Annotated in this window: 11 protein-coding genes; all 11 read left to right on the top strand. The window is 60.6% G+C overall.

Going from position 1 to position 13,142, the window contains the following annotated elements; all coding sequences use genetic code 11:
• Nucleotides 1–107 precede the first annotated feature (107 nt).
• Nucleotides 108–1,640, top strand: a complete 1,533-nt coding sequence (locus FD02_RS10125; protein ID WP_056952094.1) for an ABC transporter permease/substrate-binding protein — start codon at nt 108–110, stop codon at nt 1,638–1,640.
• Nucleotides 1,633–2,574 (top strand): ABC transporter ATP-binding protein, encoded by a 942-nt coding sequence (locus FD02_RS10120; protein WP_054723503.1) that lies wholly within the window; start codon nt 1,633–1,635, stop codon nt 2,572–2,574. Before FD02_RS10125 ends, FD02_RS10120 begins: the two co-directional genes overlap by 8 nt.
• Before the next feature lie 38 nt (nt 2,575–2,612).
• Entirely contained in the window at nt 2,613–3,938 is a 1,326-nt protein-coding gene (locus tag FD02_RS10115; protein WP_056952092.1) for a dihydrolipoyl dehydrogenase family protein, read from the top strand.
• Between the two features lie 290 nt (nt 3,939–4,228).
• The gene (trpS, locus tag FD02_RS10110; protein WP_054723664.1) at nt 4,229–5,248 is read left to right on the top strand and encodes a tryptophan--tRNA ligase; all 1,020 of its coding nucleotides are present in this window, start codon (nt 4,229–4,231) and stop codon (nt 5,246–5,248) included.
• A gap of 231 nt (nt 5,249–5,479) precedes the next feature.
• Nucleotides 5,480–6,061, top strand: coding sequence for a LemA family protein (locus tag FD02_RS10105; RefSeq protein ID WP_056952090.1), 582 nt, complete (start codon nt 5,480–5,482; stop codon nt 6,059–6,061).
• Between the two features lie 15 nt (nt 6,062–6,076).
• Nucleotides 6,077–6,946, top strand: coding sequence for a TPM domain-containing protein (locus FD02_RS10100; RefSeq protein WP_056952087.1), 870 nt, complete (start codon nt 6,077–6,079; stop codon nt 6,944–6,946).
• A 15-nt stretch (nt 6,947–6,961) separates the two neighbouring features.
• Complete coding sequence (locus tag FD02_RS10095; protein WP_056952086.1) at nt 6,962–7,303, top strand: DUF2200 domain-containing protein; 342 nt, start codon at nt 6,962–6,964, stop codon at nt 7,301–7,303.
• A gap of 151 nt (nt 7,304–7,454) precedes the next feature.
• Entirely contained in the window at nt 7,455–8,843 is a 1,389-nt protein-coding gene (locus FD02_RS10090) for an MATE family efflux transporter (protein ID WP_056952084.1), read from the top strand.
• 51 nt (nt 8,844–8,894) lie between these two features.
• Nucleotides 8,895–9,428 carry a hypothetical protein gene (locus FD02_RS11560; protein ID WP_235806712.1) on the top strand — a complete coding sequence of 178 codons (534 nt, stop codon included), beginning with the start codon at nt 8,895–8,897 and terminating at the stop codon, nt 9,426–9,428.
• On the top strand, nt 9,373–10,902 hold the full coding sequence (locus FD02_RS10085; RefSeq protein ID WP_056952082.1) for a Ppx/GppA phosphatase family protein: 1,530 nt from the start codon (nt 9,373–9,375) through the stop codon (nt 10,900–10,902). Before FD02_RS11560 ends, FD02_RS10085 begins: the two co-directional genes overlap by 56 nt.
• Nucleotides 10,899–13,046 carry an RNA degradosome polyphosphate kinase gene (locus FD02_RS10080; protein ID WP_056952080.1) on the top strand — a complete coding sequence of 716 codons (2,148 nt, stop codon included), beginning with the start codon at nt 10,899–10,901 and terminating at the stop codon, nt 13,044–13,046. Before FD02_RS10085 ends, FD02_RS10080 begins: the two co-directional genes overlap by 4 nt.
• Nucleotides 13,047–13,142 lie beyond the last annotated feature (96 nt).

Here is a 13,142-nt window from a genome sequence, read left to right as displayed (position 1 = left end):
CCGGCCATGTGCCGCAACTATCGCCTATTTTTCAAAGGGTAAATACTGACGCCGAGTAAGCAAATTCGGCTGCAATTGTGTTATGTTTATCCTACGGAGGATTGACGATGCAGACGATTTGGCAGACGTTTTTGGCGCGGCGCAGTGACTTGTGGGTCGCCCTTGGCCAGCATTTACAGATATCTTTGATCGCGCTGATCATCGCGGTGGTGATTGCCGTGCCCTTGGCGATTTGGGTGCAGCCGCACAAGCGCATCGCCAACGTCTTGCTGCAAGTCACCGGCGTGTTGCAAACCATTCCGTCGCTGGCGTTGTTGGGCCTGTTGATTCCCTTTGTCGGCATCGGCAACGTCCCGGCCATCATCGCCTTGGTCGTGTATGCCTTGCTGCCGATTTTTCAAAACACCTACGTGGGGCTGGCCGATATCGACCCGGCGTACCGTGAGGCGGAGCGCGCCTTTGGCATGCCGCGCTACCTGCAGCTGCTGCGCGTCGAGTTGCCGTTGGCGCTGCCGGTGATCATCGGCGGCATTCGCACTGCTACCGTGATGATCATCGGTACGGCCACCTTGGCGGCCTTGATTGGGGCCGGGGGCCTCGGGACGTTCATCCTACTGGGCATCAACCGTAACGACCCGGCCTTGACCTTGATCGGGGCGATTGCCTCGGCCGCCTTGGCGCTGGTGTTCAGCGCCGGCTTGGCGGTGGTGCAGCGCCTGAAGTGGCGCCAGCTCGGCTGGCTGGCGGCCATCCTCGTCGTCCTCGGCGGCGGCGCGGCAGGGTATCACGCCTGGCAGCAGCCTAAAGAAGAAATCGTGGTGGCCGGCAAGCTCGGGAGCGAGCCGGAGATTCTCATTAACATGTACAAGCAGCTCATCGAGCAGGCCGACCCCAACGTCACGGTGACCTTGAAGCCAAACTTTGGCCAAACCAGTTTCTTGTTTAGCGCGTTAAAGTCCGGCAAGGTTGACCTGTATCCCGAGTTTACCGGCACGGTGGTCACCGCCTTGGCCAAGCCGTCTCAGGCCCAGCAACGGCAAATCGATGCCGGCGCCGACAGCTACCCGATTGCCAAGGCGTTGCTGGCCAAAAGCGGGCTGACGATGCTCAAGCCGATGCAGTACAACAATACCTACGCCTTGGTGGTGAAGCAAAGCTTTGCTAAGGCGCACGGGTTGACCACCATCAGCGACTTGACCAAGCTCGGCCGTACGCGCGCCGGGTTCGACCTGGAGTTCAACGACCGCGCCGATGGCTACAAGGGCCTCAAGCAGGCGTACGGGTTGAACCTGGCGGTGAGCACGCTGGATGCCTCGCTGCGCTATCAGGCCATCGTCAAGGGCCAGGTGGTGGTGACCGATGGCTACTCCACCGACGCTCAGCTGCGCCAGTATCACCTGGTGGCGTTGCGCGACGACAAGCGCGTGTTTGCCACTTACCGCGGGGCGCCGGTGATGAAGGCCAAGTTTGCCAAGGCCCACCCGCGGCTGGTGCGGGCCTTGAACCGGTTGGCCGGGCGCATCAGCGAGAAGCAGATGCAGGAGATGAACTATGAAGTCGGCGTCAAGCAGGAGTCCGCGGCCAAGGTGGCCAAGGCGTACCTGCAACAGCACGGCTTGCTGGAGGCGCGGCATGAGTAATCTAATCGAATTTGACCACGTCACCAAGGAATATCACGACACGCCGGTGGTGGCGGACCTCACCTTAAACATCGAAGAAGGCGAGTTGTTCGTCTTGGTCGGTCCGTCTGGTGGTGGGAAAACGACCACGCTGAAGATGATCAACCGGCTGGTGACGCCAAACGCGGGCGTGATTCGCATGCGCGGCAAGGCGGTCACGGACTACTCGCTGCGCGAACTGCGGTGGGACATCGGCTATGTGCTCCAGCAAATCGCCTTGTTTCCGACCATGACCGTGGGCCAAAACATCGCCTTGATTCCGGAGATGAAGCACTGGCCCAAAGCCCAGGTGAAAGCCGCCGTCGATGACTTGTTGACCGCGGTGAAGCTGCCGCCGGCGGAGTATCGCGACCGCCTGCCTAAGCAGCTGTCCGGTGGCGAGCAGCAACGCGTTGGCATCATTCGCGCGTTAGCCTCGAAGCCGCCGGTGGTTTTGATGGATGAGCCATTTTCCGCGCTGGATCCGCTGGTGCGCACGCAGCTACAGGACTTGGTGCTCGAGTTGCACGCGCAGCTGAACACCACCATTGTCTTTGTCACCCATGACATGACCGAGGCGCTGCGGCTCGGCGACCGCATCGGGGTGATGCACCACGCCAAGCTGGTGCAAATCGGCACGCCGCAGGAAATCGCCGAGTCGCCGGCGTCGAGTTTTGTCGATGACTTCTTTGCCGGCGCCCGGCGCGACTTGCTGGACACGCCGGTGGGGGAGCTGGCCGAATTCGGCGAGCCTTGCGACGACGGCGTGAGTCTCGCCGCCGACTTGCCATTAAGTCAGGTCATCGCGCAGTTAACCGAGGCCGACACCGTGATCGTGCGCGGGGCAGCCGGTCCCTTTACCCTGAGTCGCCAAGCGGTGATGCGCTTCTTGGCGGCGCGCACAAGCACGAATTAATCTTGCACAGTCGCAACCTGGAAACGGAGGAGACGAGCATGGCAGAAGCATATGACGTGATTATTATCGGTGGGGGGCCTGGCGGATTGGCCGCGGCCAGCGAGCTGGCACCCACCAAGCACGTGTTGGTGATTGAACGGAACTTGTGGGGTGGCACCTGCCCGAACTTCGGGTGCGACCCCAAGAAGATGCTGTATAGTGCCGTGGAGGCGCGCGATTACGCCGCGCGCATGACCGGCTCGGGCATCACCGGCGCGCCGCACATCGACTGGCCGGCCTTGATGGCGTTTAAAAAGCGCTACACCGACAGTGTCCCCGGCGGCACCGAGCGCGGCTTGCAGGCGCAAGGCGTCACCACGATTACCGGGGCCCCGGAGCTGGTGAGCCCGCACACGGTGCGCGTCGCGGGGCAACGCTACCGCGGCGAAGCCATCATCATCGCCACCGGCCGCACACCGGCCATGCCGCAGGTGCCAGGCGCCTACCTGCTTGGCACGAGCACCGATTTTCTCGCGATGCCGCAATTGCCGCACACCATGGCCTTTCTCGGGGCCGGCTTCGTCAGCCTCGAGCTGGCCAACATTGCCGCCGCTGCCGGCGCTCAGGTCCACATCATCAACCACTCCGAGCGGGCGTTGCGCGCCTTTCCGGAGCCGGCGGTGGCGCAGCTGCGCGCGCTGTTGATCAAGCGCGGCGTGCAGTTCCACGACAACGTCAACGTGACGGCCATTGCCGCGGCGGAAACTGGCGTGCGGCTCAGCGGCGGCGACTTTTCCCTCACCGTGGCGCGAGCCTTTTCTGCCATCGGCCGGGTGCCCGCGCTGCCTAATGGCCTCAAGGCCCTCGGCGTCGCCGCCACGGTGCGGGGGCTGACGGTGAACGACCACCTGCAAACCAGCGTACCGAGCATCTATGCCGTTGGGGATGTGATCGACAAGCCGCAGCCGAAGCTCACGCCGGTGGCCGGGTTTGAAGGGCGCTATGTGGCCCGCCAGCTGCTGGGGGAGACGAGTCCAATCGCGTATCCGGCCCAGCCGGAAATTGTTTTCTCCACCACCAAGCTGGCTCAAGTCGGCGTACCCGTGGCCACCGCGCAGGCGCAGCCCGACCGCTACGCCATTGTGACCAACGACGTGACGCACTGGTACACCTATAACCGTGTGCAGGAAACCGACGCCAGCGTGACGATGATTGAAGACAAGCGTTCCGGCCAACTCGCCGGCGCCGTGGTGGTGTCCACCACCGCCGACGAGTTGATCAACACGGTGACGCTGCTGATGAACGCCGGCGTGTCGGTGGCCCAGGCCAAGGAAGGCATCTACGCCTACCCGTCGGTGACCAGCGACTTGCACTACTTGATTTAACGCGGCGAATTCCTTACACTGACATTAACGCGTCGATGCTGATGGGGTGCGAGCGGGTAAGGCCAGTACAGGAAGTCGCCGGGACTGAAAAGGCGACCCGGCCGCCGCTCACCTTGGCCCACCAGGGACGCAACGGTATCGGCGCCGTAAGCCGTTAAGCGGTCGGGATTCTCCCGGCAAATTAGGTGGCACCGCGCATGGTCGTCCTATGTTGACACAATCGGTGTCGGCATGGGGCGATTTTTGTGCGCGGCGGCCCCGTCACTTTTAGCACGAGAAAGGATTAACCCATGAGTAAACACGTTGTTCTTACCGGCGACCGCCCAACCGGTCGCCTGCACATTGGCCATTACATCGGCAGCCTGAAGAATCGGGTGACGCTACAAAATTCCGGCGACTACGACAACTTCATCATGATTGCCGACACGCAAGCGCTCACCGATAACGCGCGCAATCCGGAGAAAATCCGCCAGTCGCTGATGGAAGTCGCCTTGGACTACCTAGCCGTCGGCATCGATCCGGCGAAGTCCACGATTCTCGTGCAGTCGGCGGTGCCGGCCTTGGCCGAGCTGACGATGTATTACCTCGACTTGGTCACGGTGGCGCGGCTGAACCGCAACCCGACGGTGAAAACGGAAATCAAGCAAAAGGCCTTCGGGGAATCCGTGCCGGCGGGCTTCTTGATTTATCCCGTCAGCCAAGCCGCCGACATCACGGCGTTTAAGGCCGACACCGTGCCGGTGGGCGACGACCAAGAGCCGATGCTGGAACAAACTCGCGAAATCGTGCGCACCTTCAACCGCACCTACAACAAAGACGTGCTGGTCGAACCCGAGGGCTACTTCCCGCCGAAGGGGCTGGGCCGCCTGCCCGGCATCGACGGCAACGCCAAGATGAGTAAGTCGTTGAACAACGGCATCTACCTCGCCGATTCCGCCGATGTCGTGCAAAAGAAAATCATGAGCATGTACACCGATCCGAACCACATCCACGTCGAAGACCCCGGCCAAGTCGAAGGCAACGTCGTCTTCACCTATCTGGACATCTTCGACCCTGACCAATCCGCGGTCGCCGAACTGAAGGCGCAGTACCAACACGGCGGCCTCGGCGACGTCAAGCTCAAGCGCCGACTGGTCGACGTGATGGAGGCGGTGTTGACCCCGATTCGCGAGCGGCGCGAGGCCTACGCCAAGGACATGGGCGCCGTTGAACAAATGCTGATCGACGGCACCGCCAAGGCCAACGTCGTCGCCAACCAAACCCTGGCCGAAGTGCGTGCCGCCATTGGGTTTAATTATTTTGATAAATAGCGCTGCGGAGAAAGGCGGTTTGGATGCGACGGGTAGCCTAGCCAGACGCTAGGGCCGAACTGTGGCTCTGGTGGCTGGCGTAGCTAACCGCTCGCACCCAGTCTCTCGAAGCGTTACATTGCTGAACACTTGGGGGACGACTGCGGTCGGCCCCTTTTGTCCGCCTCAGGACCGATTGCCCGCTTGGCGGCTATGGTAAAATTAAGCCAACGCAAGTTAAAGGAGAACGCTATGCAAAATAAAAAACTCAGTCCCGTCGCGCTGACCAGTATCATCATCGGGGTCGTCGCGCTGATCGTGATTATTTTCAGCATCAGCACCTATAACGGGTTGGCCAAGCAGGAACAAAACGTGGAGGCCAAGTGGAGCGAAGTCGAAAACAAGATGCAGCGCCAAGCCGACCTGATTCCAAGCGTCGTCTCGACGGTAAAGGCCCAAATGAGTCACGAAGAAAAAATCTACACGGCCTTGGCCGATGCGCGCAAGGCGTATAACGCCGCCAGCACGCCGGCTGCCAAGTCCAAGGCCAGCGCCAACATCGGCACGATGTTCACCGCGTTGCAGGAAAACTACCCGCAGCTGCAGTCTTCGCAAGCCGGCCAAGACTTGATTACCGAGCTGGAAGGCAGTCAAAACCGCATTTCGGTGGCGCGCGGCCGGTACATCGACGCAGTGCAGGACTATAACTCCGCGATCGTAACCTTCCCGCGGAATCTCTTTGCCAACCTGATGGGGTTGCACAAGCATGATACCTATAAGGCGGACGCGAAGGTCAGCAGCACGCCGAAGGTCGACTTCGACTCAGGCAAATAACGAAAGGAGCCCGCGATGCGCAAGAAATGGCTCGGGCTTGGGCTCTTACTGGTGGCGCTGGGCGTGTGGCTGGGTGGCGCCCGGCCGGTGGCGGCGGCGAGTCTGCCGGCGCGCCCCAGCGACCACTACTATTATGACGACATGAACCTGCTGGACAGCCAGTCCCAGCAACTCATCGATACCAAGAATCAAACCTATCAACAAACCAAGCAACAGCCACAAATCGCCGTGGCGGTGGTGAAGTCCTCTGGCGGTGAAGCGCTGAGCGATTACGCGCCGAAACTCTTCAGCAAGTGGGGCATCGGCGACAAGGGCCGCGACAACGGCGTGTTGATCGTCTTCGCTGAAAACCAAGGCGCGCAAAACATGCGCATCGAGGTGGGGTATGGCCTAGAAGGCGAGCTCACCGATGTCTTGGCCAAAAATATCCTCAATCAAAACCTCAAGGACATTAAGGCCACCAGTCACGCCAAGATCAACACCGCCATTCGCAACGTGTTCAACGCGGTGGCCACGGTGGTCGACAAGAAGTACAAGTTCAAGGCGGACAAAAACACCGTGCCGGCTGAGCAAATGTCGGATTATCGGCGGACGGGCAATTCCGGTAACACCGGCAGTCGCATCCTCACCATCATCGTGTCGGTCTTTATTGGCGTGGCGATTATCGCCATCCTCGGTGGTGGCGGCCCGCGCGGTCCCCGCGGCGGCCGGCGTGGCGGTTCCTGGTGGCTGTGGTGGCTGCTGGGCACCTTAATGAGCGGCGGCAGTCGCAACCGCTGGGGCGGTGGCGGCTACGGCGGTGGTTCCGGCTTCGGTGGCGGTGGCTTCGGCGGTGGCTCCAGTTGGGGTGGCGGCTCAAGCGGCGGCGGTGGCGCCGACGTCTAGCGAAAGGAGCACGTGATGTCAGAGCGACTCTATGCGATGCCATTTAATCGGCTGTATCCTTTGTATCTGGCCAAGGTCACGAAAAAAGGTCGCACGCAGGCCGAACTCGATGCCGTGATTGGTTGGTTTACCGGGTATGCCCCGGCGCAGTTGCACGACTCGCCGTTATCGCTGCGCGATTTCTTTGCTGGCGCGCAGGTGCCGCCAGTCGCCACCGCGATTACCGGGGTGGTGTGCGGCGTGCGGGTAGAAGCTATCAGCGATCCGTTACTGCAACAGATTCGCCGGCTGGATAAGCTGGTCGACGAGCTGGCGCGCGGCAAGGCATTGACGAAGATTCAACGCGTTCAAGCATGAAGACACAGGCGACCGGCAGCGGTCGCCTGTTGTTTTTTGGCCAGGGGTGTAACCGCTACAAAAACTTTGGCAAAATTGCGGGTACCCCGGTGACAACGGCGCGCGAATGCGCTAAGGTTATCAGACGAGTAAAAATGAAGGAGGGGTGACCGTGCGCACCTTAACGAAGGGCAGTCCCTTAAAGCTGATTCTATTCTTCACGATTCCGCTTTTAATCGGGAATGTTTTTCAGCAGCTATATAGCTTCATGGACGCCTTGATTGTCGGCCGCACCATCGGCAAATACGCGCTGGCTGCGGTGGGCGCCACCGGGAGTCTCACGTTTTTGATCATCGGGTTTGCGCAAGGCACCACCGCCGGGCTGTCGGTGCTGACGGCGCAGGCCTATGGCGCCCATGATTACCGCGCCGTGCGCAAGAGCTTCGGCACCAGCATCTGGATCAGTCTCGCCATTTCCGTGATTCTGACGGTGCTGTCGGTGACGCTGACGCGGCCGTTGTTGCACCTGATGCAAACGCCGGCGGCCATTGTCGACGATTCCGTCGCCTTTGTGCGCGTGATTTTTATCGGCATCATCGCCTCGATGGCCTTCAACCTCTTGAGTAACATGATGCGCGCGCTCGGCGACTCGCGCACGCCGCTGATTTTTCTGATTATCGCCACGGTGGTCAACATCGCCTTGGAATTCCTGTTCATCCTCGGCTTCCACATGGGCGTGGCCGGCGCCGGCTGGGCCACGGTAACGGCGCAATTGCTGTCGACGGTGCTGTGCTGGGGCTTCATCAAGCGGCACATTCCGTTGTTGGTCATTCGCAAAAAAGACCTGGTCATCGACTGGGGCGAGATTCGCCATCACCTGATTGTCGGCTTGCCGATGGGCTTTTCGATGTCGATTATCGCCATTGGCTCCGTGATTTTGCAGGTGATGCTCAACACCTTGGGCACCGACGCGGTGGCGGCTTACACCGCCGCCGGGCGCATCGACCAGCTGGCGACGTTGCCAGCGAGCTCGTTTGGCGTGGCGATGGCGACCTTTGCCGCGCAAAACCTCGGCGCCAAGGAGTACGGCCGGATTCGCCACGGCTTCAACCAGGCCTTGCTGTTGAACGTCGTGATTTCCGGCGTGCTCGGCGCGGTGATCATTCTCTTCTCCAAGCCGTTAGTCAATCTCTTCCTCGGCAACAATCAGCCCGAGGTCACGGCGCTGGCGCAAACCTACTTCCACTTCAATGCCAGCATGTACTGGCTGTTGGCGATTCTCTTTACGATGCGCAACCTCTTGCAGGGCTTGGGCAAAACGATGGTGCCAACGGTGGCCGGCTTCTTCGAGCTGTTCATGCGCGCCTTTGCCGGCATCGTGTTGATTCGCTACATGCACATGGGGTTTGCCGGCGCGTCGATGGCCAACCCGCTGGCCTGGATCGGGTCGGTGGCCGTGTTGGTCACGGTGTACCTCGGCACCATGCGCGACATCAAACGCAAGGAACAGGCCCAACTCGACGCCGTACTCAGCGAGCCGGTGGCGGTGGGCAAGGAATAATGACTGGGGTCTCGGCACTGCCGAGGCCTTTTTTCGTGGCTTGGCGTGTTGATGCGTCGTGGACACTGTTCATGTTTCGTAGACAGAAATGGCTATTTGCCAAGCCCGGGCGCACCGGCTAAAGCGGTCGCTAACCCTTGGGCGCCAAGGGATAGCGAGATTGATGGCGAAAACTTCGGTGCGATTTGGGGCATCAAGCTGGAGGATTATCCGCGCAACAGGCGTATTCAGCGTTTAACGGCGCGTCGGTTTTGGCAATCGGCCGCGCAATCGCTTGGAGCAGAAGCGATTGCGCGATTTTTTCGTGGTTCGCCCGGGCTTGGCGAACCGTGGCCAATATGCAGAAAAAGCCTTTTGCACAGTCTGTTCATGCAGAAAATATGCAATGCGGGTCGGCGAGAAAAACAAAGTGCCTTCGGTGGGCATTTTCGTGAAATTGATTCGTTCGAGGCTTCCGCTTCCTGCTCCGCGTGGTGGCGTTGCTGTGCTAAAATTACCCTTGAGGACCAAACCGAAGGAGGGCGCGGCAATGGCAGCGACGGAACATGGCTTCGTGGTGATTGGAGCGCAAAGCGTGGGGTTTAGCATCACCAACCTGCGCACATTAAAAGAGTTAGAGCGCGGGAAGTATCCGGTGGCCATTGGCGAGGACATTTTTGCCGCGCACCAGATTTTGCCGGAAACCGTCGACGCCATCGTGGCGGCCTTCACCGCGATTCAGCAGCTGTTTGCCGACTATGGCGTCAAGGCCATCACCGTTAGCGGCAGCCACAGCTTTTTCGAGGCGCAAAACGCGCAGTTCGTCTGGGATCAGCTGCTGAGCCGCACCGGCTGGGCCGTGCAGCCGCAAACGCTGGCGCAGGAATCGTTTTACCGCACCCAGGCGGTGTTTGCGCGGTTCCCGCACTTTAGCGAAATCACGAAAACCGGCACGGTGCTGATCGACATTAGCTCCGGGTCCGTGGAGCTCACCGCCTTTACTGACGGCGAGTTCGGGTTTTCGCGCAACTTGTCGCTGGGCCCGCTGCGCGTCTACGAGGTGATGAGCGACCTGCAGCGCACCGTCAACAACTACGTCGAGGTGATGCAAGATTACATCGACTCGCGCCTGCTGGACTTCATGCGCTTGCTGCCGCACGCCGAGCAATACCCGAACATGATTCTAATGGGCAGCGCCTTGTCGCTATTCGAGACGCTGATTCCCACCGGCGAGCGGATGGTGGAAACTGACCGTGACGGCTTCGACTTGATTTATCGCGAGGTGACGCATTCCTCCGACCAATATTTGTCCGAGGAATACGACCTGCCGATTAACCAAGTCGAGCAGGTGCTGCCGACCGTGTTGTTGCTGTATCGCCTGGTCAAAACGCTGAACAGCCAGCGGATTTTTATCTCGAATCTGAAGCTGCTCGACGGGCTCGAGGCGGATGCGGCGTGGGGCGCCGGATTCCGGCCGGTGACGCTTGATCCCACCAAAGAAATCATTCAAAGCGCGCAAAATCTTGCCGACCGCTACCAAGTCGACGTCGCCCACCGCGACGCCACGGTGACCTTCGTGTTGCAGCTGTTCGACCGGCTGAAAAAGCTACACGGGCTGGGCAAGCGTGAGCGGCTGTTGCTGCAAATTGCCGCAACGATCAACGACATCGGCAGCTACGTCGACACGCACAAGCACTATGAGCATTCCGATTACATCATCCGCGCCTCGGAGCTGATGGGGCTGACGCGCACCGAGCAGGAAATGGTCGCCACCATCGCGCGGTACCACTCCAGCGACTTGCCGCAGCTCAACCTCGGCGACCTGCCGGAAATGGGCGCGGCGCGGCGGCTGATTATCGCCAAGCTCTCGGCGCTGTTGCGCGTGGCCGACAGCCTCGACGCCTCGCGCCAGCAGAAGATCACGGCCCTGCGCGTGTCGCTGCGCCCAGACGCCGTGGTGCTGACGGCCACGGCCAGCGACGACATCGCCTTGGAGCGCTGGACGCTGCAGCAAAAGGGTAAGTTTTTCACGGCGGTGTTCGGCTTGCCGATTGAGTTAAAAGGGAGGACCAGCCGATGAGTCAATTTGATAATCCCCAGTACTTCACCAACCGCGAGTTAAGCTGGCTGGCGTTTAACGACCGGGTGCTAGAAGAAGCCCGCGACGTGCACAATCCGCTCTTGGAGCGCGTGCGCTTTTTGGGCATCACGCAAAGCAACCTCGACGAATTCTTCAACGTGCGCGTGGCGTCGTTGCGCAAGATGGTCACCGTGGGCTACACCGAACCCGACGCCGCGGGGCTGACCCCCACGGCGCAGCTGCACGCCATCGCCACTGAGGCGCACGCCATGGTCGACAAGCAATACACGACTTGGAGCCGGTCGCTTTCGCCACGCTTGGTGGAGCACGGCATTCGCCTGCTGCACCCAGAGGAGCTCTCCGCCAAGCAAAGCGGCTTCGTCGATCGCTATTTTCACCAGGAGTTGTACCCGGTGTTGACGCCGATGGGAGTCGATCCGACGCGGCCGTTCCCATTTTTGGCGAATAATTCGTTGAACCTGGCGATTCGCCTGCAGCGGCCGGAAGACGTCGGCACCAAGGACAAGACGCGCTCCTTTGCCATGGTGCAGGTGCCGGATGTGTTCCCGCGGGTGCTGCGCCTGCCTGGGGCCAGCAACGATTTTATTTTGCTGGAAGACATCGTGCGGCAATTCGTCGGCGAGCTCTTCGTCGGCGCGACCATCAAGGAAACCGCGCTGTTTCGCGTCACCCGCGACATGGACCTGGACGTTGCCGAAGAAGACGCCAGCGACTTGATGAAGGAGATTCAGTCGCAACTGAAAAAGCGCCAGCGCGGCAAGGTAATGCGGCTGGAAATCGACGCGGGGATGAGCAAGTTTTTGCGCAAGCGGCTGTTAAAGGGGCTCAGCCTCAAAGACGAGCCGGATGATGTCTACGAGATTCACGGACCCATCGACCTCACCGTGCTCGGCCAGCTGGTCAAGCACACCAGCGGCTGCGACGCGCTCTTGTACCCGCCGTTCACCCCGTATCTGCCCAATGAGTTGGCCAGTGGGGACCTGTTCGCCCAGATTCGCGACCACGACATCTTGTTGCAGCACCCGTATGACAGTTTTCAGCCCGTGGTGAACTTCATCGCCCAGGCGGCCGCCGACCCGCAGGTGCTCGCCGTGAAAATGACGCTGTACCGCGTCTCCAGCAAGTCGCCGATTATCCGCGCGTTGAAGCAGGCGGCGGAAAACGGCAAGCAAGTCACCGTGCTCGTCGAGTTAAAGGCGCGCTTTGACGAGGAGCGCAACGTGCATTGGGCGCAGGAGCTTGAGCGCGCCGGCTGTCACGTGATTTACGGCTTGGTCGGGTTGAAGACCCACTGCAAGCTGGCGCTGGTGGTGCGCCGCGAAGACACCGGGATTCGCCGCTACATGCACATGGCCACCGGGAATTACAACGACGTCACCGCCAATGTCTACACCGACCTCGGCTTGTTCACCGCCAACGCGGAAATGGGCACCGACGCCAGCAACATTTTCAACATGCTCAGCGGCTTTAGCGAGCCGGCGTACTTCCACAAGCTGGTCATCGCGCCGCTAGGGATCCGCGAGTTCTTGCTGGAGCACATTCGCGCCGAAATCGCCCACGCCAAGGCGGGGCGGCCGGCGCACATCCAGATGAAAATGAATTCGCTCAGCGATACGGAAATGATCGAGGCCCTATACGCCGCCAGCGCCGCCGGGGTGCAGGTCGATTTGTTGATTCGCGGCATTTGCAACCTGAAAGTCGGCATTCCCGGCGTGTCGGACAACATCACCGTGCACTCGATCGTCGGCCGCTTCCTTGAGCACAGCCGCATCTACGCGTTTTATGCCGACGGCGAGGAGCTCGTGTACCTGAGTTCTGCCGACTTGATGAAGCGCAACTTGTCGCGGCGCGTCGAGTTGCTGTTTCCGGTGATCGACCCGCAGATCAAGGCGCAGGTGCAACATATTTATGATGTCTTGTGGGCCGACAACGTGAAAACGCGGGTGCTGGCGCCGGACAATTCCTGGCAACGCATCGACTTGCGCGGGGTCACCAAGGAAGAGGCGCAGGCGACGTTCATGGCCGAAGCCACCGCGGCGCAACACCGTCAGGAGCAAGCGGCCGAGTCCGCGGCGGATGAGAATCCCCGGCGGTTTACGCCGATGAAGGCACCGGAGGAATAAACGCGCTTTGGGTGGCAAGCGGCTAGGGCTAAGCACCAACTGGCAATGGGCCAAAGCCCGGCCCCTCACCAGTTGGCGGCTTAGCCTACGCCGCTT

Origin of the sequence: Lacticaseibacillus nasuensis JCM 17158 (assembly GCF_001434705.1) — a bacterium.
Lineage (GTDB): Bacteria > Bacillota > Bacilli > Lactobacillales > Lactobacillaceae > Lacticaseibacillus > Lacticaseibacillus nasuensis.
The sequence above is the reverse complement of the archived record's forward strand: the minus strand, read 5'-3'. Positions and strand labels throughout refer to the sequence as shown.